Here is a 24,641-nt window from a genome sequence, read left to right on the forward strand (position 1 = left end):
TAAGGTTAAAAACTAAAAGTTGAAAAGAATGAAAAGGATATATATAATATTGATGTTGCTCTTATCCGGTGTGGTGACCTATGCTACTGATGTCAAGACGCTGGCGGAGGAGGCAACTAAAATGTACCAGGAAGGCGACTATCAGAAAGCGATTGATTTGTATAACGAGATGTTGTCCGATGACATGGAATCCGCAACTGTGTATTACAATTTGGGAAACTGTTATTACAAGCAAGGGGAGACTGCGAAAGCTATATTGAATTACGAACGTGCTTTATTGTTGCATCCGGGCGATAATGATATAAAGTATAATCTGACGATGGCGCAAAAGGCCACGGTTGACAATATCAAGGTATTACCGGAACTTTTCCTTGTACGTTGGTATAATGCTTTCGTGACCGCTTTCACGGCTGATCAATGGGCGTACGTGTCTGTCATCCTGTTTATAGGATTTCTGATCATGGCAGCGTTGTTCTTTCATGCAACATCCATATCTTTAAAGAAAAGTTGGTTCACTTTAGGGATAATCATGCTGTTGGTGTCCGTGATGACCATTTTCTTTGCTTTGAAACAATATCATCGGATGACCGACAGGGATAGCGGTATTATTATGACTCCCAGCGTGGTGGTACGAGGGGCTCCGGATAATAGCGGTACCGAATTGTTTGTGATTCACGAAGGACTGAAAGTACAGGTTATCGGAACTCTAGGAGATTGGTACAACGTGCGTTTGGCCGATGGAAACGAGGGGTGGATTGCTAAAACGGATTTGGAAAAGATATAGTAGCGGGATACATAAAATGTACAGTGAAGGGGATAGCTGCAAAAATAAGCAGTTAGCTCCTTTATTATTGGAAGCTTGTATGAAATGATTAAGTGATTAAAAGATCGTAGGGTAGAGGGTCGGAATCACTAAATCGGAAATCACTAAATCAAAAAATTAGTAGGTTCTAAAGTTAACAGGATGACTAACAACCCTTTTCCCGGGGTGATCCATGCCCGTAACATGACGGTAGGGTGACTGTTAGGCGACAGTTAGGCGCCATCGCCCGATTGTCGCCCGATTATCGCCCGATCATCACCGACATTTTAACAGATAATAAGCAAAATAACATACTCGAATAACCTGTCAACCGGGCCAATAACAAGGCTATTCACGTTCAAGAATAATATTGCGGGTCATTATATCCCCGGTAAAGGGCTGGGAGAAGGGATGCATCTCCTGATATATTTATTTGAATAATATTGATATCGTGATAAAAGTAGCCTTGTTTTGATTATATCGAATTCACATTAAATCGTACATAGTTTCGCGTGATAAGAAAAATTATTAGGTTTTGTGGCGTGATAAATCATTTTACTTTGTAAATTTGTAATCCGGTACGATTTTTTACTCGTGCCGGGTAACAACCTGTAATAGATTATCATGGAGAATTTTATTGTTTCGGCGCGTAAATATAGACCTGCAAGTTTCGACACGGTGATCGGGCAGCACTCGATTACATCCACGTTGAGGAATGCGATTCTTAATAAACAACTGGCTCAGGCTTATTTGTTCTGTGGCCCCCGTGGGGTGGGCAAGACAACCTGTGCCCGTATATTTGCCAAGACGATTAATTGCATGAATCTACAACCGAATGCCGAACCTTGTAATGAGTGTGAGTCGTGTAAGGCGTTTAATAGCGGGCGTTCGTTGAACATTCACGAGTTGGATGCTGCCTCTAACAATAGCGTGGATGATATTCGAGGTCTGGTTGATCAGGTGCGGATATTACCGCAGGTGGGGAAATACAGCGTGTATATTATTGATGAGGTGCATATGTTGAGTGCCTCGGCTTTCAACGCTTTCTTGAAAACGTTGGAAGAGCCGCCTGCCCATGCCATTTTTATTCTGGCAACGACCGAAAAGCATAAGATATTACCGACGATTTTGTCACGTTGTCAGATTTATGATTTTAACCGGATAAAAGTACCCGACACGATCGAGCATCTGAAACGAATTGCAGCCAAAGAAGGTGTACAGGCCGAGGAAGAGGCACTGAACGTGATCGCGCAGAAGGCCGACGGGGCCATGCGTGACGCCTTGTCGATCTTCGATCAAGTGGTGAGTTTTTGCGGGAAGGATTTGACCTATGATAAGGTGATCGAGAATCTGAACGTCTTGGATTACGATTACTATTTTAAGTTGACAGATTTATTCCACGATGGTAAAGTAGCCGAAACATTCTTGCTTTTTAACGAGATCATGGAGAAAGGTTTTGATGCCGGTAACTTGGTTTCCGGGTTGGGACGTCATTTCCGTGATTTATTGGTTGCTAAAGAAGAAATCACCGTGCAATTGCTGGAGGTGAGTGCGTCCATCAAGGAACGTTATTTGAAACAAGCGAAAACTGTAACTCCCGAATTCATATTTGATGCCTTGAAAGTGATCGAGCAATGCGAGATGCAGTATAAAATGCGTGTGGAGAAACGTTTATGTGTGGAACTCACCTTGATCAAGTTATGTCAAATTAATGAACTAAAAAAAAAAGTCTTAGCATAGAGGAATTTACCGGGCTATTAAAGATAGCTGATTTTAATGGGAAATTCCAACAAACGGATGGTGGGACAACGGCTCCGGTTTCCGGGGAAAAGCCTTCTGTCCCTGCCGGAAAAACGAATACTTATAAGGCAGAACCGCCACATTCATTTAAATTGAAAATGGCAATGGCGGAGACCCGGGAGAGCTTGCAGGTCCGGCAGGAAGAGGGAGGTGCAAAGGTTGAGGATAACCGGGTAAAAGCACAAAGCGAATTTACGGTGGCGGATGTGATTTCCGCGTTGGAAACTTACGTCGCAACTTCGCAGGAAGATACGACCGTTAAGATTGCCTTGACTTCTCACACACCCAAAGTACAAGGGTTTGTCATCACGCTTGAGGTTGATAATGACTTTTTATTGTCCAAGGTGACGGATATACATCCTTACTTGCTCTCCTTCCTTACCAAAAGACTGAATAACGGTTTTATTACCCTGAATGTTCAAGTTTACACGGAACCGGAAAATGGCGAGGAGAAAAGACGGCTTTTCACGGCTAAGGATAAATTCGATCATTTTGTCGAGATCAATCCAGCCGTGAGTGAGTTGAAAGCCTTGTTCGGGTTGGAGATAGAATGATGTAATTTTAAATTTTAGATTTTAGATTTTAAATTTCCAGTCGCACGGGGTGGGACGATGCCTTTTGATTCCATACTAAATTCTAAGCTTTAAACTTTTCTTCATTTTCAATTGTTAAATAGTTTCTCCTGCGGCGAGATGGAGCAATTTGTCTTTTTCACCGACGATCCAAACCACGTCACCGGCCTCGAAGGTTGTGTCCGGGGTGGGGTTCATGGTGGAGGTGCCGTTGCGTTCGATGCCGATGACGAGACAGGCGGCTTTATCACGGATGCCGGATTCCCGGATGGTGTGTCCCACGAGTGGTGTGTCGGCCTCAATGGTGAATTGTTCCAAGCTGACTTCCGGGGGACGCTGTTGTTCAAGTTCGTGTTTCCGTTTTTCTACGCGGTTTTCGACAAACTCACGGAAGACGTTAATTTCTTTGTCCGTGGCGGCCACGATGATATGGTCGAAAGGATACAGGCGTTCTTCCCCACCGGGAATGTTTATTCGTTCTTCTCCCCGGATGATTGTTACCACGCTGACCCCACAGGTCTGGCGGAAATTCAATTCCTTTAGCGTTTTGCCGACGCTGGGAGAGGATTGCGACACTTCGAAGTCAGCGAGGTGGAGATCCCGGTCAAGTAAATGTTTGACAAAACGTTGTTTGATGGGAGACTTGCGTTCTTGTTCCTTTTGTCGGGCCGTGAAGTTACGCAGGAAACGACGTTCCAGTTGTATAGAGTATTTTTTTAACCGTTTGGAATAGATGAAGAACAGGATGACTGCGGTGGCGATCACCAGCAGAAGGCCGGCAGCGACGTTCACGAGGCTGGATATGACGAACATCACGATCCCGATGCAGAGTGCTACCCGTAGAACGATGAGGGATACGAGTGGTCCCCGGTTGTATTTACTATCACTCCATAATTGTTGGAATTCTTCCGAATGGTTCTTTTTCATCATGATCGCCCGTAGGAAGGGGGAGATAAGTAGCAGGATGGCAACGGCGCTAACAAGGCCACCCTGTATGCCAGGAAGTTCCTTGCGGATTAACGGGGTCAGGTATTGTAGGAAAAGAGCTATGGTGAAGACCGACAGGATGGTGTAGGTGATCACTATGCGACATAACGCTTTCAGTAGTTGGTGCCATGTGCTTTTATGGTGGATCGTGTTCGTTCCCGTGCTATACCTGTCAAGGAAATGAATCCAAGGGGTCGGTAGGTGTTTGGTCACGAACTGGTAGGCGGGGTCTGCCAAGCGAATCATGTAGGGGGTGAAAAAGGTGGTGATGACGGAGACGGTAACCACTATGGGGTAGAGAAATTTGTCCGTCACGTGCAGGGTCATACCTAGACTTGCGATAATAAAAGCAAATTCTCCAATCTGTGCTAACGAGAATCCCGATTGGATGGCAATCCGGAGGCTTTGCCCGGACAGGAGTACACCGGATGCGGCAAACGTGATTTGTCCGACCATGACGACTGCGGTGATCAGTAATATCGGGAACCAGTACTCGACGAGCATGGCGGGATCGATCATCATCCCGACCGAGACGAAAAAGATCGCCCCGAAGAGATCTTTCACGGGTTTAATGAGGTGTTCGATGTTTTCGGCCTCGATGGTTTCCGCCAGGATGGACCCCATGACAAAAGCCCCCAGTGCGGAGGAAAAACCGGCTTTCACGGCAAGTAGAACCATGCCGAGACAGAGTCCGAGTGACACGACTAATAATGTTTCCCCGTTGAGCCATTGTTTCGTTTTTTTCAGGAAGGTCGGGATGAGGAATATCCCGGTAATAGACCAGAAAACGAGGAAGGCGATGAGTTTAAGGATGCTGTCGACCATTTCCATACCTTCAAAATGTTTACTGACGGCCAGCGTGGAAAGTAATACCATGAGGACTACGGCGAAGAGATCTTCCACGACAAGAATTCCGAAGACGACTCCTGCGAAACGCTGATTACGGAGCCCCATGTCGTCAAACGCCTTGAAAATGATAGTGGTGGATGACATCGAGAGCATTCCCCCGAGAAAGAGGCTATTCATGTGTCCCCATCCGAGTGACAGCCCGGTGATGTAACCCAACATCATCATGGCACCCACGATGGTGAGGGCGCTGATCATGGCGGTTCCCCCGATGTTCATGAGTTTCTTGAAACTAAAATCAAGTCCCAAGGCAAACAGGAGGAAAATGACCCCGATGTCAGCCCAGATATGAATATTCTCGGCATCCATGATCATGGGGCCGCCAAACGTGTAGGGGCCCGCGATAATACCTGCCATGATATAGCCCAGCACGACAGGTTGTTTTAGCCATTTAAAGAGGATGGTTATCAATCCGGCGGAAAATAAGATAATCGCCAAATCCGATATTAGGACAGGAATGTCTGACATGATGTTTATTTTTGCGGGAGCAAAGTTAATGATTTTTGATTTGGATGAATAAATATCAATTATCTTTGTGTGGATATGAGAAAAAAAATCAACATTCAAAAAGGGGCCGTGTTGGGGGCGATACTCACGACGATTGTCGCGGGAATGTTGCTTTCCGTGGTACAGGTTGTCGTGAAACCACCGTTGCTGTTGGGGGAGAGATTGTTGCCGGGTGGAGGATGGGTTCAAATTGTGCTGGTAGCTCTTTTCGGTGGATGGCTATATTTGCAGATGTTCGACCGGAAACGACGAGGCGTGTGGCGGAGGCGTATTTGGCTACTCTTCTCGATCGTGTTCTTTAGTCAGTTATTTTTAGGGATTTTCGTGGATAGTGTGTTTCTGATGTCGGGAAAACTTCATTTCCCCATACCCGGACTGATTCCGGCGGGAGTATTTTACCGGGGAGAGGTTTCATTCATGCCGTTTTTGTTTCTCGTAACGATTCTATTGTCCGGGGGTGCGTGGTGCAGCCAGCTCTGTTATTTCGGGGCGTGGGATAGTCTGGCAGCGGGAAAAAATGGAAAACGGGAGGTCCCTTCTTCTAAAACGAGGTCCCGAACGCGTTGGACGGTATTGTTTGTATTTATAGGTGTTGCTTCCGCGTTGAGAGGTTTCGGGGTTCCGGTGATTTACTCCACGGGGATTGCGGCTTTTGCCGGGATGGTGGGAATCATGGTTATTGGGTTCGTGTCTAAAAGGCGTCATGTTGCCATGCATTGCTCCTCCTATTGTCCGGCGGGGACGTTGGTCATGTACTTGAAACACGTGTCTCCATGGCGGTTGCGTCTGAACGATCGTTGCCGGCATTGCATGGCTTGTACGCGGGTGTGTCGGTATGGGGCTCTGTCGAAAGCAGACGTGCTGAAAGGGCGTCCGGCAATCAACTGTACTTTGTGCGGAGATTGTCTCGCGGGATGCGGTCATGATGCCTTGGAGTATCATTTTTGGGGAATCTCTCCTATATTGGCGGAACGCCTTTGGTTGGGGACTACACTGGTACTTTTCACGTGTTTCCTTTCTATTGCCCGGGTGTAAATATGTGGAAAAAAAGATTGCATATTTTGTTTTTTTTAACGTGCATATCCGCGTAGGGATACTACATTTGTGTGCTAATCAATAAAAAATATGAAAATAGACCGATTTCTTCAATTATTTGTGGTAAAGGAAAAAAAGTTTTACCCTTTGTATATCGAACAAGCCGCTAATATAGAGGCAGCAGCCAAACTTTTGGTGGAGTTATTACAAGAGCAAGACCCTGAAAAACAGAAAGCGCTGTACAAGGACATCAAGGAGTTCGAGCATAGTGGAGATATGATCACCGCTAAGTTGTACGAGGAATTGAACAAGACGTTTGTTACCCCTTTCGATCGTGAGGATATTAATCTGTTGAGTGGCCGTATGGACACGTTCCTTGATTTTATTCACGATGCCGCGAAACGAATGTTGATGTACCGTCCGAAGAGTGTGAACCAGTTGTTGATTGCGATGGGGCAATGTATCGTGGAAGATGCTCGTATCTTGAAGGATATTATGAATGGATTGGAGTATATCCAGAAAAAACCGCAGGAGATTAACGAGAAATGTGTTCGTATCAAACAGATCGAGCATGACGTGGATGATTTGTATGAACAATTTATGAGTGATGTGTTTGCGAACGAGAAGGACGCTATCGAACTCGTGAAACTTAAGAATATCGGTCAGGTGTTGGAAGACGCTACCGACCGGGCAAAGGACGTGGGGGATATTGTGCGAGGTATTATTATTAAATTTGCCTGATCGCTATGTTGACAATCGTTCTTTTAGCTATTGTGATCGCTCTTCTTTTCGACTTTTTGAACGGAATGAATGATGCGGCCAATTCGATCGCTACGATCGTGGCGACACGTGTGTTTTCTCCCACGATGGCTGTTTGCTGGGCAGCATTCTGGAACTTTGCCGCTATCTTTATTTTTGGGGTGAGCGTGGCTCACACGATGGGCGAAGGAATCGTGGATCCCTCGAAAATCAATGAATATCTTATTTTGGCGGCTTTGATCGGTTCGGTGATCTGGGTTTGGTTGTGTACTCATTTCGGTATGCCGATCAGTGTGTCCCACGCTTTGATCGGGGGATTGATCGGTCCGGTATGGTTCACGTTCGGGGGCGACGCTCTGGTTGCTTCCGGGATATTCAAGATTGCCATCTTTATCGTGCTGTCCCCTTTGATCGGTATGATACTGGGATTCTTCATGATGTGTCTCACGATGTTCGTGTTTCATAAAAAACACCCGATGAAAGTGGAAGGGTTATTTAAGGGATTGCAGTTGTTTTCTTCTGCTATATTCAGTTTGGGACATGGTGCTAACGACGCGCAAAAAACGATGGGTATCATTGCCATCTTGTTATATAGTGTTGCAGGAAGTAATACTTTCGTGAGTGATTATTTGTACGAAAATACAGGAGAGTTTCATGTCCCCGCTTGGTTGATTGTTACTTGCTACTCGGTGATCGCTTTAGGTACGATTATCGGGGGAAAGAAGGTGATCAAGACTTTGGGCGACGGGCTGGCCCGGTTGAAACCCGTGCAGGGATTCTGTGCCGAGACATCGGGAGCTTTAACATTGATGGGAACAGCTGTGTTGGGGATTCCCGTGAGTACGACTCACACGATTACCGGCTCTATTATCGGGGTTGGAATCACGAAAGGGGTTGCTTCTGTTCGGTGGGCTACGGCCACGAATATAGTGGCTGCTTGGATTCTTACGATTCCGGCAACCATCGTGATGTCCGGTCTTGTTTACTGGGTGATGGGGTTGTTCCTGACCTTGCCGGAGTAGGTCTATAAAGTTCGTAAAGTCTATAAAGTTCATAAGGTTCTACTTTATGAACTTTTTTATGCATAATATCATAACTTTTTGGGGCTCTATCAAGTTTAAATAGATAGATTAACCTAAATTTTATAAGTTATGATGTTTATATGGTATATTTTGATTGGTATTTTTGCCGGGTATCTGGCAGGAAAAATTGTCCGGGGAGGTGGAATGGGTTTGTTGGTGAACCTGATTGTGGGAATCATTGGTGGCGTGTTGGGAGGCTGGCTTTTCGGCATCATGGGAATATGGACAACGGGTGTTATCGGGAGTTTGATCACGGCGACCGTGGGGGCGATTGTTTTGCTGGCGATTGTTTCGTTGTTCAGTAAAAGAAATTCGTAGATAATGAAAGAGAAGGTCCGAGGTATTTATATACTTTTATGCTTTTGCGTGTTTACGCCCTTGGTGTTGCAAGCCCAGACAGACGAGGAGAAGAGGATATTGCAGGAACGGGAGGAGATCAGCAAGCAGAAAAAAGGCGGTTCCGTGGTTGTTGATGAGAAGACTGCGTTGGAGTTGTTTGATAACACGCCGAGTTTTGGCATTTTCCGGGATAATTATTTCGTTACGGGGGTGCCTACGAACCGGAAGATTGACAAGCACAGTGCGGATGCCAAGTTTCAGATCAGTATCCGGCAACGTCTGACAAAAAGTATCTTGCCTTTCAAGACCTTCTTGTATTTAACTTACACGCAGCGTTCGTTCTGGGATATTTACGGGAAGTCCAGTCCGTTTCTGGATAATAATTTTAATCCGGGGCTTAGTTTGAGTAAAGCGTTGATCTATCGTAAGCAACTGATGGGAATAGCGGTTCTTTCCTTTGAACACGAGTCGAACGGCCGGGATTCGCTGGCCTCTCGCAGTTGGAATTACATCTCTCTTTCGGGTTCGTGGTTTATTGATTACCGTTTTTCTGCCCAGATGAAATTATGGGCTGGATGGGTCGATAAAGAAGGAAATCCCGATTTGTTGAAGTATAAAGGCTACGGATTCATGGCGTTTAACTACCAGAGTGCAGACGAGCGTCTATGGTGTTCGGCCGTGATTAATCCCCGCCGGAAGTTTATTAACATGAACACAACGTTGGAGATCAATTTCAAGCCTTCACCGAAAGCTAACGAGTATTTCTTTTTACAATACTATAACGGGTACGCGGAGAATCTTCTGGAATACGATCGTTACGTGTCAATGGTGCGAGTGGGTATTTGTATCAAGCCGGTTTTGAGAAATTACTACTAAGTTCATAAAGTCCTTACTGATTTTAGATTTTAAATTTTAGATTTCCACTCACAAGCCCACGCTTTTCCAACTTTTTCTTCCCGTTTTCGTATACTCTATTAACAATTAAATAATAAAAGCGTTATGTACAAGTTAATATTGGTACGGCATGGGGAAAGTGTCTGGAACAAGGAAAACAGGTTTACCGGGTGGACGGATGTCGACCTGAGTGAACGGGGCGAACAGGAAGCACGCCGGGCGGGAGAGCTAATTAAGAAACATGATCTTTTCTTTGATGTAGCTTATTCTTCCGTGTTGAAACGTGCGATTCGTACGCAGCATATTTTGGCAGAAGTTGCCGATCGGGTGTGGGTACCCGAAGTTCATCACTGGCGTTTGAACGAGCGACATTACGGGGCATTACAGGGATTAAATAAAGCGGAGACGGCAAAGAAATACGGGGAGGAGCAGGTGCATATATGGCGAAGGAGTTTTGATGTGACACCACCATTGTTGGAGCCGGATGATTCTCGTTGTGCCGTTTTCGAGGATAAGTACAGGGATGTTGATCCGGCCGTTCTTCCTTTGGGGGAATCATTGGCATTGACGATCACGCGGGTCCTCCCGTTCTGGCAGGATTATATCGCACCTTCGTTGCTTTCAGGGAAGACGGTTCTGGTAACGGCCCACGGGAATAGCCTGCGGGCGTTGATCAAATATCTGGATGATATTAGCGACGAGGAGATCGTCAAGTTGGAGATACCGACGGGTATTCCCCAATTGTATGAGCTGGATGAGCAATTGCATCCCTTATCTCGTAAATATCTGGAATAGATTTCCACGTGTGAAGTGAACCCTAAAAGTAATACCCGGCTTTTGGGGTTCACTTCTTTTTTGTAAGTTTGAGGCAAATTGTAAAATGAATCGTATGAAAATTATAACTTATAACGTGAATGGGTTACGGGCCGCTTTGTCCAAAGGTTTTACACAATGGCTGGAGGAAGAACAGCCGGATGTCGTGTGTTTACAGGAAACGAAGGCTCAGCCGGATCAGATACCTACACTGGAATTCGAGGCGTTAGGTTACAAGTCGTACTTTTTTTCAGCCAAGAAAAAGGGGTATAGTGGGGTTGCCATCCTGACCCGGGTGGCGCCCGACCACGTGGAGTACGGGATGGGTATTCCGGCTTATGATGACGAGGGGCGTTTTATCCGTGCCGATTACGGTGATCTTTCTGTCGTGAGCGTGTACCATCCGTCCGGGACTACCGGCGACGAACGGCAGGCATTTAAGATGAAATGGTTAGAGGATTTTCAGCATTATATCGGGGAGCTGAAAAAGGTACGGCCGAATCTGATCTTGTGCGGGGACTACAATATATGTCACCGGCCGATAGATATTCACGATCCGGTGCGGAATGCCACGAATAGCGGGTTCTTACCGGAAGAACGGGAATGGATCGGGGGATTTATTGATACCGGTTTTATCGACACGTTCCGTTACTTCCACCCCGAAGAGGCCGGGAAGTATTCTTGGTGGAGTTACCGGTTTAACGCCCGGGCAAATAACAAGGGATGGCGTATTGATTACTGTATGGCGAGCGAAAGTCTTAAATCCCGGCTGCAAGATGCTTATATTTTGCCGGAAGTGCATCACTCGGATCATTGTCCTTGCGTGCTGGTGATAGGGGAGGTTTAAAGTTTAAAGTTAAAAGCTAAAAACTAAAAACTAAAAGCTAAAAACTAAAAGCTAAAAGTTTAGAGTTGGGAATGAATGAAAAAAGGGCTGATCAATGATCAGCCCTTGTAAATGAATACCCTTGGTTAAGAAGGTGTATGTGAGGATCGGCGTTTGTTACAACCGAAGGGTATTCAAGGATAGCCCTTTAATTTTTTTAGAAGAATGCCCCCGGTTAAGAAGGTGTATGTGAGGATCGGCGTTTGTTACAACCGGGGGGCATTCAAGGATAGCCCTTTAATTTTTTAGAAGAATGCCCCGGTTAAGAAGGTGTATGTGAGGATCGGCGTTTGTTACAACCGGGGACATTCAAGGATAGCCTTTTAATTTTTTAGAAGAATGCCCCCGGTAAGAGGTGTATGTGGGGATCGGCGTTTGTTATACCGGGGGGCATTCAGGAATTATTTTTAGTCTGGTTTAGTCATAGTTTTAATTTCTTTATTTAATCACCTTGTACGTGATCTTGTAATCCACTCGTCTCAATTCCGGGAAGAAATGTTTCATCATGTACCTGTATGGTTTCCCGTTGTTCAAATCCATGAGGCGCTTCTCTCTTCCCTCGAACACGCTGTAGTTTTCCATAATCGAGAGTACTTGCTCTTCATTTGGCATCCCGTACAGGAGAATTAATCTCTTTAATCCGATCCAGTCTTCCCCTCGCCAATCCACGTGGTAAAGGTTTTCCGGGAATGAATACCTGCGGAGCAAGTAATTCCTCAGCGCTCTCGTGCGATCTCTGGATAACACCTCGTTCTGCGCGTATGATCCCTCTGGTGACGCATAGCCGGTGAGGTAAATTCCCGTGATCTCGTAGTCGGGGTTGCTCGTGATAGAATCTAGCGTTACCCTGATTTTGTCCAGCTCCTTCTGATTTCTTCTGAAATCGGGGAGAATGTAAGTTTGGTTTAGCGGGAAGTCCAGGTATGCTGAACCTTCCTTGTAATATATGTTTTTCTCGTCTTCTTCCTTTTCGATAGAAACTATCTTCACGGTTGTTTCCTCTTGGTTTTCCAGCTTGATAGTCTGCGCTAGCATCTTGATGGAAATCAGTCGTTTTTCCCCACCACATTCACAGAAGTTCTCCCGTAAATTCAGTTTAGCGTCCTTCATCCACGTCTCATAAGGAACAACCACGTTATAGGCAATTCTCTCCCGGCTCCATTGATTAACGATAACCGTCGTGTAAATCGGGAAAGGGGGGTGTCCGTGATTGAAAGCCAGCGCCCGTTGATAGGCTTTTTCCCGTCTTTTCCCGTTAATCACGATGGACGGGAGTTCCTCGGATGCTTTTTCAGTTTCAACCACCGGGGTCAGGATGAAAGATTGGTTTTTATGCACGGGTAAACCGTTCAAGTTCACGTTCATCTCGATATAAACGCTGTCTCCCCGTTGCTCGAAACGATTTTGTATAATTTTCACCTCTCCCAAATATACTTCTTGAGCCTTGAGTTCCGTGAAGAACAGCCCGGCAGTCAACAAGAATATAGTATATATAAACGCTCTTTTCATCACCTTACTTATTTTATAATATATATAAAATTGATCCCTATTTTCGTGGGGCCGATATAATCTTTCGTACCCTTTTTAATATATGGTCCACAGGTTTGGTATTCATACTTGTCGTATTCGATACGTGCATAGCCTACCCCGATCGTAGCTTCTAAGTTCCATCGTTTCCCGAGAATCCATTGGTGACCGTATGCAATTCCGGCCCCGTAAAGAGTCCCCTCGTAACGGTATTTCCTCATTCCCAGCATCTTGATTCCTCCCATGTTGAACTCGCCGTAAAAAGCGTGTAGTCCCCAAAAATGGCCGTTGAAGCGTTCGCAGGTCCAGTAGCGAAACTCCGGTTGTATCAACCAATGCTTTACTTTTTTATTATCTCCAAAACTCCAAGGATTGTAAGTCCCTAGTAAATCCACCGTCGTTTTGCGCCCCAGTCCGATTTCAGCCCCGACGTTAATGGTGGTCGTCAACCAGTAAAGGGCATTTGTTTTCACTCCGACTAGAGGAGCGTCGTAAAACTTTTTTTCTTGTCCGTGAGATCTGCCTATCACCATAAATAGAATCAGACCTGCTACGATTATTACTTTCCTCATCATATCCCTGCTTGCTTTGTTTTTTGTTATTACAAAAGTATCTGATGAAACGTTTGGATTGGTGACCATAAAGGTGTATTTTAGAAGTAAATCTTTTCTAATGAAGGAATTACATTTTTATTTTGACTTGTTTTCCGAGATTTTTATTAAATTTGTAAGATATTTATTTCGTATTTCGCAACAGAAATAAATACAGACTCGTATAATAAATCAAATAGTTGTATTAATCAAAACTCAAATCATGACAACTTATAATTACAATAGCGAGTTAATCAAAGCTATGAATGAAAAATTACCGAATGGTACTAATTTGGCGAATACGCTAATAGATATGTTATATTTAGGTAAAGAGGCCGTGTATCGTAGATTACGAGGGGAAGTGCCCTTCACGTTGGCAGAGGCTGCCGCGATCTCCCAGAAAATGGGAGTGTCGCTGGATAAGCTGGCTGGGACGAACGTGGATTCGAATGCTATATTTGATCTGAATATTATACGTCAGACCGATCCGTTGGAGACCTATTACTCTATCGTGGACAATTACGTGAAAATTTTCCGGGACTTGAACCATGATCCCGCCTCGGAGCTTTGTACTTCCTCGAATATGATTCCTCAGACTTTTTATTTAAAATATGAACTCTTGTCTAAATTCCGGATGTTTAAATGGATATATCAATTTGAAAAGATTGATATAGATAAACATTTCGAGGATATAGAGATCGTAGACAAATTGTTGGAAAAGCAGCGGGAGTTCGTGCGGGAATCTCAGGAGTTCCAGCACACGGAGTATATATGGGATGATAAATTGTTCATTTACCTGATCAATGATATCAAGTATTTTGCCAGTGTGCATTTGATCTCTCAGGAATATGTTCAGAAACTGAAAAAGGAATTACTCCAGTTGCTCGATGAGTTGGAAGAGATTGCCACGAGAGGGACGTTCAGAACGGGACAGGAGGTATGTATATATATATCTAATATAAACTTCGAGGCTACCTATAGTTATATAGCGTCTCCTGCCTACCATATCAGTTTGGTTCGGGTTTTCGCGATCAACTCTTTCGCGACGCGTGACGAGCAAGTTTTTAACAGTGTGAAAGAATGGATTCATTCGTTGAAGAAATTTTCAACCTTGATATCCCAGAGTGGGGAAATGCAACGTATCAAATTCTTTAAAACGCAGCGGGAAATCGTCGAGGGATTGTGTGTTTAGGCTGGTTCAATTTTTGAAAGAGTGTTTTTGTCTCCGTTTCGATTAGTGAAATGATGATCGGGGATTAGAATTGTTTGTTGCACAAAATAAATTAAAATGTAAAACATAGTACGATATTAGAAAGTTAGTATATCGTTGATACCCTGAATGTAGCACAGAATTGTGAAGAATATACTTCATATTTGTACTGTTGAGTGAGCGAGATGCCACTTGTATAGTATGAATTTTAAACGTGCGAATCAATGAGACAAAAATACAATTAGAATCGAACCGCGTCGGGTGAGTAATCACCGGACGCGGTTTCGTGATATGTGGCAATAAACTCTATTTATTAATTAAAAACCATTTACAATGAACAAACGAGAATTAATTGAAAAAGTGGCCGAGAAAAACGGAACCAGTAAAGTAGAAGCAGCTAAGGCTGTAAACGCTGTAATCGGAACCATGGCTGAGACGTTAAAAAAAGGTGAAAAAATATCCTTGTTAGAATTAGGATCTTTCGCTATCAGAGAACGTAAAGAACGTAACGGTTATAACCCGAATAGCAAGGAAAACATGGTGATTCCGGCTAAGAAAGTAGTTAAATTTTCTATAGGTAAATACTTTTTTGATTAAGGAATAATACCCCTATGAAGAATGCCGTGGTAAATGAATTAATCAGCACGATGCGCGAGGTTACCCCTAAAGAGGGTAATCTTGCTAATGTCCTTATGGATATTTTGTGCATGAGTAAGGAGGCGATTTACCGGAGATTAAGGGGTGAGGTTGCTTTTACGTTCAGCGAAGTTGCGATCATCGCCAGTCAGCTGGGCATATCGTTGGATAAGATTATTGGTAACAGTATGTCCGGTGGGGCGATGTTCGACTTGAACGTGCTCAATCCAGCGGATCCGATGGATAACTATTACGATATTCTGGTGCGCTATCAGAAACTTTTTCGTTATGTGAAGACGGACTCGACAACGGAGATAGTGACCGCGTCGAACACGATTCCTTATACATTTTACGCCCCTTACGAACATTTGTCAAAATTCCGGATTGGCAGGTGGTTATATCAGAACGAACGCTTGAGAACTCCCGCGTCCTTGTCCGACATCGTTCTTCCGGAAAAATTAGTAAAAGTTCAGAAAGAATTAATTGAAGATTTAAGGCTTGTCAGAAGGACTTGTTTTATACTGGATGAAAATCTCTTCGGTTCGTTTGTTAAAGAGATCAAGTATTTCTCTGAATTGGGACTGGTTTCGACGAACGACGTGCAAAACATGAAAAAGGAGTTACACCAGCTTTTACGCGAGTTGGAAATATTGTCTGAAAAAGGATCGTTTCACAATGGGAACGCCTTGTCGGTTTATCTCTCTAACGTGAATTTTGAAGCAACGTATAGCTACGTGGAGAAGGTCGGGTTTCAGATATGTTTTTTGCGGGTTTATTCGATCAACTCGATGGATTCGCGAGATAGTAAAATATGTGATTATCAAAAGAAATGGATTCATTCGTTGAAGAGACATTCCACGCTGATTTCGCAAAGTGGAGAGATTCAACGGATGATGTTTTTTAATGAGCAAAAGAAAGTAGTAGACGCGTTATAGTGTGAACGTGTAAATTTTAGGATGGAATCCGGGGTGACTCCCGGATTCTTTTTTTGTTCCTCGTTTTTCGGATAAAAATGTATCTTTGTGTAGGAAAATGAAAGATTAAATTATGAGTAAGAGTAGGATCGTTCGGGTTTGGATTACTGTCGCGTGTTTATCGCTAGTAATCTCCGCTTGTTCTTCTTCCCCTAAAAAACAGGGAAAAGAGGAACCTAAAAATACAGAAATCAAATCATTTCAGGCACCGGAAATTCCACCTGTTTATACCGACCAGCGGGAGCGGGCGAAATACTTGGTGACTCATTACTGGGATAAGTTTAATTTTGCCGATACTTCTTTGATCCGGATGCCAGAGATCACGGAACAGGCTTTCGTGGATTTCTTGCAGGTGTTGCCTTATGTCTCGTATACCGATGCCGAGAAAGAGATTTCCGGGATGTTGGATAAGGCATTATCGGCTGATACGCTGATGTTTGCCTATTTTACGGTGTTGTATGATAAATATCTTTATAACCCGAATTCCCCGATGTTGAACGAGGAACTTTATATTCCCGTGCTGAGATATATCGTGAATTCCGAACGGGTGGGAGAGATAGATAAAATGCGTCCCGCTTTTCGGCTGGAGATGGCGCTAAAGAATCGGGTGGGGAATCCGGCAACCGATTTCACCTATACATTACCTTCCGGGAAGAAAGGGAAGTTGTCGGGCATAAACGCGGATTACACGATTCTCTTCTTCAATAATCCCGATTGTAATGCCTGCCGGGCCATTAAGGCCGAGGTGGAAGCATCCGGGGTGGTGAAGAACTTGTTGAATACCAAAGTACAGGGTAACCGGAAGAAACTGGTATTCTTATCTGTATTCCCTGATCCCGAGCTGGAGGTATGGCGGCGAATGTTGCCGGAACAACCGAAAGAATGGATGTGTACTTATGATGACGGTCAAGTGATCACGAAGGAACGCCTCTATGATTTGCGGGCGATCCCGACATTCTATTTGTTGGATCGAGAGAAACGGGTTTTGTTGAAGGATGCTCCCTTCCGGGTAATTGAGACCTATTTGGGGGAGAGGTTATAAAGGGGCTGTTTAAAAAGTCATTTTATTTCCATCAAACTCCTCCGTCACTTCGTGCCACCTCCTCTATAAACAGAGGAGGAGCTGGTGACATTCCCCGAAGACAGGGAGTATTTCAACTCTCCCTCTGTTTATAGAGGGAGTACCCCGCAGGGGGGAGGGAGTTTGAAAAATGACTTTTTGGACAACCCCTTTATAAACCTTATAAACTTTTTATTCCTTCAGCGCCGCAATCACTTCCGGCATCATGGTCCAGATCGTGTTTTCCGTTTGAGCGGTGTAGAAATTGCCGTCGATCTCGGATTTCTCGTCGGAGGCTTTTGCATGTTGGATGGCCGGTTTGGCAAGAGGATGAACGGCTACTTTCTTTCCGGTGGCGATGCCCACGGAGTCGAACATCATGGCAGCGGCGCAGTGGCCGATCATGATTTTACCCTTCTCCCCGAAAGCTTTGATCACGGCCAACATATCTTGGTTGTAAGGCTTTCCGGCGTTTTCCCCGAATTTAGGTACAGCGTCACCACAGCCGAATACAAGAGCGTCGAACTCGTCCTCGTGTCCTTTCAAGTGAGCAATCACGTCATCAGCCACGAGGGCAATGCCGGAATTCGTCTTGATTTCTTTCGTTTCTGCCACTGCAAATACTTTATAGGAAATGCCATTTTCGAAAAATGTTTCCAGATACTGGAACAAACCGAACCCGTTTACCGGGTTAACTGCCAATACGGCTACTTTTTTTGCCATGGGTAAATTTTTTTAGTTAAACAATAGTTCTTTAAAGTAAGTTTATTACTTTTGTTTAGCAAATGTAAGCTATTTGATTTGCATAAACAAGAACGAACTTATAGATAAGATAGTTACACGGAGATAACTATTGTTGATACTAAACCATATATAGGGAAGAAAAAAATGGAAAATTTTTACACGAACGATAATTGTCCCATTCGTGATGTTTTGAGTCGCTTGGGTGACAAATGGTCAATGCTCGTCCTCGTGACGTTGAATGCGAACGGAACCATGCGATTCTGTGATGTTCATAAAGCGATTGCCGACATATCCCAGCGTATGCTGACGGTCACCTTGCGGACGTTGGAGGCCGACGGGTTAATTTCGAGAAAGGTATATGCCGAGGTGCCGCCGCGGGTGGAATATCGGCTCACGGAGCTGGGTGAAAGCTTGATGCCGCGGGTGCAGATGCTGGTGGATTGGGCATTGGAACACATGGGTGAAATCATGAAACATCGGGAAGTGATGGCCAAATAATCAACTATGGAGTGTCAGCTCGGAGGAACGCATGTGGGATGATCTGGGATCATGTTCATGTGCGTTCTGTTTTTTGCAATTTAGTTGCACGAAATGAATCGTAATTTTACGGAAAATTAAAACAGTAGAATGATGAAAAAATATAGTGCAGAATTGATTTCCTTCGGGTTGCTGCTTTGCGGAATCGGTTTATCTTGGGGGAATGTCGCTTGGTTTCAGACGGAAATCGTGCGATTTGTATGGTATTTGGTCGCTTTTATTCCGGTAGGGTTTCCCGTGTTGAAAGAGGCCGTGGAGTGCTTGCGGGAAAAGGAATACTTTAACGAATTCATGTTGATGTCACTGGCAGCCATCGGGGCCTTTTATATTGGAGAGTACCCGGAAGGCGTGGCCGTGATGTTATTTTATTCCATCGGTGAGAAATTCCAAGATAGTGCGGTGAGCCGGGCCCGTTCGAATATCCGGGCTTTACTTGATGTACGTCCGGAGCAGGCAACGGTTATTCGTGACGGGCAAGAAAAGATCGAGAAACCGGAACAAGTTCGTGTCGGGGAGATCATCGAGATCAAGGTGGGGGAACGGGTACCCTTGGACGGGATCATGCTGGGTGACGTGGCGGCTTTTAACACGGCGGCTTTGACCGGGGAGAGCGTGCCTCGGAACATCCGCGCGGGAGAGGATGTGCTGGCGGGGATGATCGTGACCGACCGGGTTGTGCGGGTGAAGGTGACGAAGCCCTATGATCAGAGTGCTCTGGCCCGGATTCTGGAAATGGTACAGAACGCCTCCGAGCGTAAAGCTCCTGCGGAACTTTTTATCCGGAAGTTTGCCCGGATCTACACGCCCGTGGTCACGGGGTTGGCCGTGTTGATCGTGCTGGTTCCTTGGATCGTGTCGTGGGTACAACCGGATTTCTCTTTCGTGCTGAATGATTGGTTGTATCGGGCGCTCGTGTTCCTGGTAATATCCTGCCCGTGCGCGCTGGTGGTCAGTATCCCGCTGGGGTATTTCGGGGGAATCGGGGCGGCATCCCGGCAGGGAATTCTCTTTAAAGGGGGAAACTACTTGGATGCAATCACGAAGATTAACACGGTTGTATTCGATAAGACCGGGACGTTGACGAAGGGTGTGTTCGAGGTGCAGCAAGTACACGTTCGGGAGGGTTTTACCGAAGAGGAGGTTGTGCGAACAATTGCCTCTGTCGAGAGCAGGAGCAATCACCCGATAGCCAAGGCGGTCGAGCAGTATGCTAAATCCCGGCAAATCTCCATCCGGCGTGACGTGGAGGTCTCCGAGCTGGCAGGCTACGGATTGAAGACACTCGTTGATGGGCAGGAGGTACTGGTGGGAAATACTCGTTTGTTGGAGAAGTACGGGATCTCGTTCCCGTCCGAGCTGACCGGGGTTCCCGAAACGCTTGTCGTGTGTGCGGTAAATGGCGAGTACGTCGGTCACTTGTTGCTGGCGGACACCGTGAAAGAAGATGCTAAAGAAGCCGTTGCAGCATTAAAAAAATTAAATATTGATAATATTCAGATATTATCGGGAGATAAACAAACAATTGTTTCTAAATTAGCAGGGTATTTGGGCGTGGACGAGGCCTACGGGGATTTGTTGCCCGAGGACAAGGTGGCGCACGTGGAGGCATTGAAGAGCGATCCGGGAAGGCGTGTTGCTTTCGTGGGTGATGGGATTAATGATGCCCCGGTGCTTGCCCTGAGCGACGTGGGAGTTGCCATGGGGGGCTTGGGAAGTGATGCTGCGATTGAGATCGCGGATGTGGTTCTCCAGACGGATCAGCCCGGTCGGTTGGCCATGGCGATCCGGATCGGGAAAGAGACCCGCCGGATCATCTGGCAGAACATCACGCTGGCTTTCGGGGTAAAACTGATCGTGTTGGTACTGGGAGCCGGGGGACTCGCCACCATGTGGGAGGCCGTGTTTGCCGATGTCGGGGTAGCCTTGTTGGCAATTTTGAACGCGATAAGAATACAGAAACGAGCAAGATAGAGTGTTATGGACGAGAAGGTATATTTGGAAAAACTGGAAAAGCGGGAGATCAAGCCGACGGCCATGCGGCTGTTGATTCTGAAGGCGATGACCCGCTTTACCCGGGCGTTTAGCCTACTGGACCTAGAGACGGAATTGGATACCGTGGATAAATCGACGATATTCCGGACGATTAATCTGTTTTTGGATCATCACTTGATTCACGTGATTGATGACGGTTCCGGTTCGTTGAAATATTCGGTATGCAGTAATGAATGTACCTGTTCTATCGATGATCTTCACGCTCATTTCTATTGCCGGAATTGCCACAAGACCTTTTGTTTAAGAAAAATTCACGTGCCCACGGTGGCCTTGCCCGGCGATTTTACGTTAGAAAGTATAAACTACGTGTTGAAGGGGTTATGTGCCGAATGTTCTTCACGGGTGGAATCGTAATTAAAAACAAGAAGGATATGAAAACAAGTAAATTCAAAACCACCGCCAAATGTGGCGGATGCGTTGCCAAGATCGGTGAAACGCTGGATAAAGTAGTCGCTCGTGACCAATGGAATATCGATCTCTCCACTCCCGACCGGGTGTTGACGATTACTTCCGATTTGTCAGATGACCGGGTAATCGAGCTGGTGAAAGAGGCCGGATTTAAGGCTGAGAAATTGGGATAAGATTTTGTGCTGATAAAATTACTCCGCCATTTTTATTAACAAATAAGGAGGGCGGGGTTTTCAAAAACACTTATACTACCTTCACGCTTTGTCCCAAAGCGGTGATGATTTCTCCTTTGGTGATTTTAGCACGTTTGCGGAATTCGGGTTCTCCATTGCGGGTAACCTCTCCATTTTCCACGAGAATCTTGGCCATGGCACCGCTGTCAGCGATGCGGGTGGCCTTTAGCAGCTTGATTAATTCAATGTATTCGGTGTCTATTTCAAACGTGATCATGGTGTCTGTATTTTGGACGCAAAGGTAACCAATTTTTGTTGCATACCGTAAAGTAGAAACAACTTAAGGAGTTGAATGTTATTTTTGCGCCTTAAAATTTAGAAAATAATGATTAGATTGTTTTAATGATTTGATCGTTAAGTAATAATGTAAAAAAGATTTTATGAAGAGATTAGTCATTGCAGTATTGGCTTCTATTTTGAGCATGACGGTTTTTGCCGAAGGATACCAAGTCAATTTGTTAAGCACGAAACAGACCGGAATGGGACACGTGGGGACCGGGATGAAATTGGGTGCGGAGAGTATGCATTTTAACCCGGCAGGACTGGTGTTTTTGCGTACCAATATGGATTTTTCATTAGGTATATCTGCTATCATGGCCAAGGCTAAATATAGTTACGACGGGTATTCGGCCAAGACGGATAACCCGGTAGGAACGCCGCTATACGCTTACGCCGGGTTCAAGATTTACGATAATTTGGCTGCCGGAATCAGCCTGACCACTCCTTACGGGAACTCCTTGAAGTGGCCGAAGAACTGGGCCGGGGCAGGGTTGATTCAGGATATTAGCCTGAAATCATACGTGATTCAACCAACGCTTTCTTATAAGATCACGGATCGTTTGAGTATCGGTGTCGGTTTGCAACTGGCTTGGGGAAACGTGAATCTTTCTAGGGCATTGATGGGGGCGAGCGATTTGCAGGGGATAGGAACGAAGTTTGAAAGTTTATTACCATTGTTGGCAGGTGTTCCCTCGAATATAATTCCGGATGCGGATAAACAGGCAATGCAGGAGATGGTTGCATTGATGAAAGGGACGGAGGTTCCACCGGCTTATGCTCGTTTGGAAGGAAATGCACACATGAGAGTGGGTTTTAACGTGGGAATCATGTACGATATTTGTGATAAAGTGACTGTCGGTTTGTCTTATCGTTCCAAGATCAAAATGCGGGTAAAAGAAGGGGAGGCATCGTTAAATTATGCCAACCGTCGTATTGAAGATTTGTTTGCCAATATGGAAGATTTGCTTGCTAAATACGGTCCGATGTTGAATCAGTTACCGGGAGTGACGATCCCGAATATCTCTATCCCGAAGTATGATGAGGGTACTTTCCATGCAGAATTGCCTTTACCTTCCAACACGACGTTGGGAGTGAGCTATCGTCCCACTGATCGTTGGGAATTGGCACTGGATTTACAATACGTGGGATGGAATGCTTACGATTCTTTGAACGTGTATTTTAACGAGGCGGAATTGGGAATCGCACCGATTAAAGCGGAGAAAGATTATAAAAATTCAATGACTTACCGTATCGGGGCAAGCTACAAGACAACCGATCGTTTGGTGTTACGTGCCGGAGTATATTATGACCAAAGCCCGATTCGTAAGAAGTTGTACAACCCGGAAACTCCGGGAATGGACAAATTAGGGCTTTCTGCCGGATTGACTTTCGAGCCTTACAAGGGATTGCAATTTGACGTGGCTTTCCTTTACATTCAAGGGTTCAGCCAACACGGAAAGTACCCGTACAAGAACGTGGTCACGGGAGCGGATGAAATGTTCGAGGGAAAATATAAATCCACGGCATTCTCGCCATCAATAGGTATTTCTTATCGGTTCTAATATAAGAGGAGGGGTTTTATCCCTCCTCTTTGTTTATAAACCTTATGGACTTTATAAACTTTTATTTTTAACCGGGAACGGAACGATTCAATGAAATATCACGTATAACTGAAGATAAAAGTTATTACGTGTATGGAAGCAATGAGCAATATTCCTAGTAAAGGAACTAAAAAACGAGTTGTTATTGTGGGGGGTGGTTTTGGAGGGTTGAAATTGGCTCGTCGGTTGAATGACCGGGATTTTCAAGTTATATTATTAGATCGAAATAATTATCACCTTTTCCAGCCTTTGCTGTATCAGGTGGCAACATCGGGAATTGAGCCGAGTGCGATCTCTTTCCCTTTCCGAAAGATTTTCAAGAGACGACATGATTTTCACGTGCGGATATGCACGGCAGAAAGGGTGATCCCGCAGGAAAATCGTTTGGAGACTTCCATCGGGGATGTTTCTTATGATTATTTGGTAATTGCCACAGGGGCAGGAACGAACTATTTCGGGGATCAGACGTTGGCACAACGGACGATGCAGTTGAAAACGACGTCGGATGCCTTGTTTAACCGGAACCGGATGATCGAGAGCTTCGAGCGGGCGTTGAACACGTCGGATGCGGAAGAACGGAGGCATTGGCTGACGTTCGTGATTGTGGGAGGTGGGGCCACGGGAATCGAGTTGGCAGGTGCTTTAGCGGAGATGAGGAAGTTCGTGTTGCCGAAGGATTACCCGGAATTGGATTGGAACGAGATGCGGATTCTCCTGGTAGACGGGGGAGAACGGTTGCTGAACGCTTTTTCGGGGAAATCCTCGGAGGACGTTATTCGGAATTTGAAGAATATGAAGGTAGAGGTACTGTTGAAAAAGCTCGTGAAAGAGTATGACGGAAAGAAATTGACGTTCGTGGATGGTGAACAGGTTGTTACGAACAACGTGTTCTGGGTGGCTGGGGTGAAGGCGAACAGTTTGGAAGGGTTACCTCAAGATGTCTACGGTCGGGGAAATCGTCTTCTCGTGGACGAGTTCAACCGGGTACAGGGGATGGCGGATATATTCGCATTGGGGGATACCGCCTTGATGGTGGCGGAGAACTACCCGAACGGTCACCCGCAAGTCGTGCAGCCTTCCATACAGCAGGCTAGTTTGTTGGCGAAGAATTTACGACACATGATCAAGGGGAAACCCTTGCGTCCTTTTAAATACATGAACAAGGGATCCATGGCCACGATCGGGAGGAATGACGCCGTGGCAGAGATTTCCGGTATTCGTTTCAGTGGATTTTTTGCCTGGTTATTGTGGCTGTTGGTTCACTTGATGAGTATCGTGGGGGTGAAAAACCGATTGTTTATATTTATCAACTGGATGTGGAGTTACGTGACGTACGACCAGTCATTGCGGTTGTTGATAAAGCCCGAGGTGAAAAAAAGCGACCCGTTCTGAGTCGCTTTCTTAATCA

The 24,641-nt window shown here is 45.3% G+C and carries 24 protein-coding genes and 1 pseudogene; 20 read left to right on the top strand and 5 right to left on the bottom strand.

The features are described from left to right. Positions 1-28 precede the first annotated feature (28 nt). From F1644_RS19240 to F1644_RS19250, 3 genes and pseudogenes are all read left to right on the top strand, one after another. Positions 29-784: a tetratricopeptide repeat protein gene (locus F1644_RS19240; protein WP_087421818.1), complete on the top strand. Its 756-nt coding sequence runs from the start codon at positions 29-31 to the stop codon at positions 782-784. A 642-nt stretch (positions 785-1,426) separates the two neighbouring features. Next, positions 1,427-2,512: pseudogene (locus tag F1644_RS19245) on the top strand (DNA polymerase III subunit gamma/tau); the annotation flags it as partial. 188 nt (positions 2,513-2,700) lie between these two features. Next, complete coding sequence (locus F1644_RS19250; RefSeq protein WP_087421822.1) at positions 2,701-3,156, top strand: hypothetical protein; 456 nt, start codon at positions 2,701-2,703, stop codon at positions 3,154-3,156. A 114-nt stretch (positions 3,157-3,270) separates the two neighbouring features. Here the strand turns inward: F1644_RS19250 and F1644_RS19255 are convergent, their stop codons facing one another. Beyond that, on the bottom strand, positions 3,271-5,535 hold the full coding sequence (locus F1644_RS19255; RefSeq protein WP_118304936.1) for a cation:proton antiporter: 2,265 nt from the start codon (positions 5,533-5,535) through the stop codon (positions 3,271-3,273). A 75-nt stretch (positions 5,536-5,610) separates the two neighbouring features. Here F1644_RS19255 and F1644_RS19260 point away from each other — a divergent pair, with 75 nt between their 5' ends. From F1644_RS19260 to F1644_RS19290, 7 genes are all read left to right on the top strand, one after another. After that, the gene (locus F1644_RS19260; protein WP_118304937.1) at positions 5,611-6,609 is read left to right on the top strand and encodes a 4Fe-4S binding protein; all 999 of its coding nucleotides are present in this window, start codon (positions 5,611-5,613) and stop codon (positions 6,607-6,609) included. Between the two features lie 90 nt (positions 6,610-6,699). Beyond that, entirely contained in the window at positions 6,700-7,350 is a 651-nt protein-coding gene (locus F1644_RS19265; protein WP_087421825.1) for a DUF47 domain-containing protein, read from the top strand. Positions 7,351-7,355: 5 nt separating this feature from the next. Beyond that, positions 7,356-8,390: an inorganic phosphate transporter gene (locus F1644_RS19270; protein ID WP_118304938.1), complete on the top strand. Its 1,035-nt coding sequence runs from the start codon at positions 7,356-7,358 to the stop codon at positions 8,388-8,390. Between the two features lie 129 nt (positions 8,391-8,519). After that, a complete protein-coding gene (locus F1644_RS19275) occupies positions 8,520-8,768 on the top strand; it encodes a GlsB/YeaQ/YmgE family stress response membrane protein (protein ID WP_118304939.1) in 249 nt (82 codons plus the stop codon). A gap of 3 nt (positions 8,769-8,771) precedes the next feature. Then, positions 8,772-9,665: a phospholipase A gene (locus F1644_RS19280; protein ID WP_118304940.1), complete on the top strand. Its 894-nt coding sequence runs from the start codon at positions 8,772-8,774 to the stop codon at positions 9,663-9,665. Positions 9,666-9,788: 123 nt separating this feature from the next. Beyond that, the gene (gene gpmA, locus F1644_RS19285; protein ID WP_118259686.1) at positions 9,789-10,478 is read left to right on the top strand and encodes a 2,3-diphosphoglycerate-dependent phosphoglycerate mutase; all 690 of its coding nucleotides are present in this window, start codon (positions 9,789-9,791) and stop codon (positions 10,476-10,478) included. A gap of 94 nt (positions 10,479-10,572) precedes the next feature. Next, entirely contained in the window at positions 10,573-11,343 is a 771-nt protein-coding gene (locus F1644_RS19290) for an exodeoxyribonuclease III (protein ID WP_118304941.1), read from the top strand. A gap of 477 nt (positions 11,344-11,820) precedes the next feature. On the opposite strand, the gene F1644_RS19295 is transcribed toward F1644_RS19290, so the two are convergent. Then, positions 11,821-12,891: a DUF3868 domain-containing protein gene (locus F1644_RS19295; protein WP_118304942.1), complete on the bottom strand. Its 1,071-nt coding sequence runs from the start codon at positions 12,889-12,891 to the stop codon at positions 11,821-11,823. Between the two features lie 8 nt (positions 12,892-12,899). Continuing rightward, positions 12,900-13,484, bottom strand: coding sequence for a DUF3575 domain-containing protein (locus F1644_RS19300; protein ID WP_118304972.1), 585 nt, complete (start codon positions 13,482-13,484; stop codon positions 12,900-12,902). A gap of 238 nt (positions 13,485-13,722) precedes the next feature. On the opposite strand from F1644_RS19300, the gene F1644_RS19305 reads away from it, so the two are divergent. From F1644_RS19305 to F1644_RS19320, 4 genes are all read left to right on the top strand, one after another. Then, positions 13,723-14,691 (top strand): helix-turn-helix domain-containing protein, encoded by a 969-nt coding sequence (locus F1644_RS19305; RefSeq protein ID WP_118304943.1) that lies wholly within the window; start codon positions 13,723-13,725, stop codon positions 14,689-14,691. A gap of 351 nt (positions 14,692-15,042) precedes the next feature. After that, a complete protein-coding gene (locus F1644_RS19310; protein ID WP_087421833.1) occupies positions 15,043-15,306 on the top strand; it encodes an HU family DNA-binding protein in 264 nt (87 codons plus the stop codon). Between the two features lie 14 nt (positions 15,307-15,320). Continuing rightward, entirely contained in the window at positions 15,321-16,280 is a 960-nt protein-coding gene (locus F1644_RS19315) for a helix-turn-helix domain-containing protein (protein WP_168044421.1), read from the top strand. Between the two features lie 112 nt (positions 16,281-16,392). Further along, positions 16,393-17,361, top strand: coding sequence for a DUF5106 domain-containing protein (locus tag F1644_RS19320; protein ID WP_118304944.1), 969 nt, complete (start codon positions 16,393-16,395; stop codon positions 17,359-17,361). Positions 17,362-17,571: 210 nt separating this feature from the next. Here F1644_RS19320 and F1644_RS19325 read toward each other — a convergent pair whose 3' ends face one another. Continuing rightward, entirely contained in the window at positions 17,572-18,102 is a 531-nt protein-coding gene (locus tag F1644_RS19325) for a DJ-1/PfpI family protein (protein WP_087421835.1), read from the bottom strand. Positions 18,103-18,267: 165 nt separating this feature from the next. On the opposite strand from F1644_RS19325, the gene F1644_RS19330 reads away from it, so the two are divergent. From F1644_RS19330 to F1644_RS19345, 4 genes are all read left to right on the top strand, one after another. Next, positions 18,268-18,621 carry a winged helix-turn-helix transcriptional regulator gene (locus F1644_RS19330; protein ID WP_118259671.1) on the top strand — a complete coding sequence of 118 codons (354 nt, stop codon included), beginning with the start codon at positions 18,268-18,270 and terminating at the stop codon, positions 18,619-18,621. Between the two features lie 132 nt (positions 18,622-18,753). After that, positions 18,754-20,631 carry a heavy metal translocating P-type ATPase gene (locus F1644_RS19335; RefSeq protein WP_118304945.1) on the top strand — a complete coding sequence of 626 codons (1,878 nt, stop codon included), beginning with the start codon at positions 18,754-18,756 and terminating at the stop codon, positions 20,629-20,631. 6 nt (positions 20,632-20,637) lie between these two features. Beyond that, positions 20,638-21,066, top strand: coding sequence for a Fur family transcriptional regulator (locus tag F1644_RS19340; RefSeq protein WP_027200034.1), 429 nt, complete (start codon positions 20,638-20,640; stop codon positions 21,064-21,066). A 17-nt stretch (positions 21,067-21,083) separates the two neighbouring features. After that, positions 21,084-21,293, top strand: a complete 210-nt coding sequence (locus tag F1644_RS19345) for a heavy-metal-associated domain-containing protein (protein WP_087421837.1) — start codon at positions 21,084-21,086, stop codon at positions 21,291-21,293. Positions 21,294-21,363: 70 nt separating this feature from the next. Here F1644_RS19345 and F1644_RS19350 read toward each other — a convergent pair whose 3' ends face one another. Further along, complete coding sequence (locus F1644_RS19350; protein ID WP_118259665.1) at positions 21,364-21,570, bottom strand: RNA-binding S4 domain-containing protein; 207 nt, start codon at positions 21,568-21,570, stop codon at positions 21,364-21,366. A gap of 163 nt (positions 21,571-21,733) precedes the next feature. Here F1644_RS19350 and F1644_RS19355 point away from each other — a divergent pair, with 163 nt between their 5' ends. Both F1644_RS19355 and F1644_RS19360 read left to right on the top strand, forming a co-directional pair. Next, the gene (locus tag F1644_RS19355; RefSeq protein ID WP_118304946.1) at positions 21,734-23,194 is read left to right on the top strand and encodes an OmpP1/FadL family transporter; all 1,461 of its coding nucleotides are present in this window, start codon (positions 21,734-21,736) and stop codon (positions 23,192-23,194) included. Between the two features lie 132 nt (positions 23,195-23,326). Then, positions 23,327-24,625 (top strand): NAD(P)/FAD-dependent oxidoreductase, encoded by a 1,299-nt coding sequence (locus F1644_RS19360; protein WP_118304947.1) that lies wholly within the window; start codon positions 23,327-23,329, stop codon positions 24,623-24,625. The last annotated feature ends 16 nt before the right edge of the window (positions 24,626-24,641 follow it).

Origin of the sequence: Butyricimonas paravirosa (assembly GCF_032878955.1) — a bacterium.
Taxonomy (GTDB): domain Bacteria; phylum Bacteroidota; class Bacteroidia; order Bacteroidales; family Marinifilaceae; genus Butyricimonas; species Butyricimonas paravirosa.

Coding starts and splice junctions, on each gene's coding strand:
- F1644_RS19240 (WP_087421818.1), top strand. CDS start 29: ATGAAAAGGATATATATAATATTGATGTTGCTCTTATCCGGTGTGGTG.
- F1644_RS19250 (WP_087421822.1), top strand. CDS start 2,701: ATGGCAATGGCGGAGACCCGGGAGAGCTTGCAGGTCCGGCAGGAAGAG.
- F1644_RS19255 (WP_118304936.1), bottom strand. CDS start 5,535: ATGTCAGACATTCCTGTCCTAATATCGGATTTGGCGATTATCTTATTT.
- F1644_RS19260 (WP_118304937.1), top strand. CDS start 5,611: ATGAGAAAAAAAATCAACATTCAAAAAGGGGCCGTGTTGGGGGCGATA.
- F1644_RS19265 (WP_087421825.1), top strand. CDS start 6,700: ATGAAAATAGACCGATTTCTTCAATTATTTGTGGTAAAGGAAAAAAAG.
- F1644_RS19270 (WP_118304938.1), top strand. CDS start 7,356: ATGTTGACAATCGTTCTTTTAGCTATTGTGATCGCTCTTCTTTTCGAC.
- F1644_RS19275 (WP_118304939.1), top strand. CDS start 8,520: ATGATGTTTATATGGTATATTTTGATTGGTATTTTTGCCGGGTATCTG.
- F1644_RS19280 (WP_118304940.1), top strand. CDS start 8,772: ATGAAAGAGAAGGTCCGAGGTATTTATATACTTTTATGCTTTTGCGTG.
- gpmA (WP_118259686.1), top strand. CDS start 9,789: ATGTACAAGTTAATATTGGTACGGCATGGGGAAAGTGTCTGGAACAAG.
- F1644_RS19290 (WP_118304941.1), top strand. CDS start 10,573: ATGAAAATTATAACTTATAACGTGAATGGGTTACGGGCCGCTTTGTCC.
- F1644_RS19295 (WP_118304942.1), bottom strand. CDS start 12,891: ATGAAAAGAGCGTTTATATATACTATATTCTTGTTGACTGCCGGGCTG.
- F1644_RS19300 (WP_118304972.1), bottom strand. CDS start 13,484: ATGATGAGGAAAGTAATAATCGTAGCAGGTCTGATTCTATTTATGGTG.
- F1644_RS19305 (WP_118304943.1), top strand. CDS start 13,723: ATGACAACTTATAATTACAATAGCGAGTTAATCAAAGCTATGAATGAA.
- F1644_RS19310 (WP_087421833.1), top strand. CDS start 15,043: ATGAACAAACGAGAATTAATTGAAAAAGTGGCCGAGAAAAACGGAACC.
- F1644_RS19315 (WP_168044421.1), top strand. CDS start 15,321: ATGAAGAATGCCGTGGTAAATGAATTAATCAGCACGATGCGCGAGGTT.
- F1644_RS19320 (WP_118304944.1), top strand. CDS start 16,393: ATGAGTAAGAGTAGGATCGTTCGGGTTTGGATTACTGTCGCGTGTTTA.
- F1644_RS19325 (WP_087421835.1), bottom strand. CDS start 18,102: ATGGCAAAAAAAGTAGCCGTATTGGCAGTTAACCCGGTAAACGGGTTC.
- F1644_RS19330 (WP_118259671.1), top strand. CDS start 18,268: ATGGAAAATTTTTACACGAACGATAATTGTCCCATTCGTGATGTTTTG.
- F1644_RS19335 (WP_118304945.1), top strand. CDS start 18,754: ATGAAAAAATATAGTGCAGAATTGATTTCCTTCGGGTTGCTGCTTTGC.
- F1644_RS19340 (WP_027200034.1), top strand. CDS start 20,638: ATGGACGAGAAGGTATATTTGGAAAAACTGGAAAAGCGGGAGATCAAG.
- F1644_RS19345 (WP_087421837.1), top strand. CDS start 21,084: ATGAAAACAAGTAAATTCAAAACCACCGCCAAATGTGGCGGATGCGTT.
- F1644_RS19350 (WP_118259665.1), bottom strand. CDS start 21,570: ATGATCACGTTTGAAATAGACACCGAATACATTGAATTAATCAAGCTG.
- F1644_RS19355 (WP_118304946.1), top strand. CDS start 21,734: ATGAAGAGATTAGTCATTGCAGTATTGGCTTCTATTTTGAGCATGACG.
- F1644_RS19360 (WP_118304947.1), top strand. CDS start 23,327: ATGGAAGCAATGAGCAATATTCCTAGTAAAGGAACTAAAAAACGAGTT.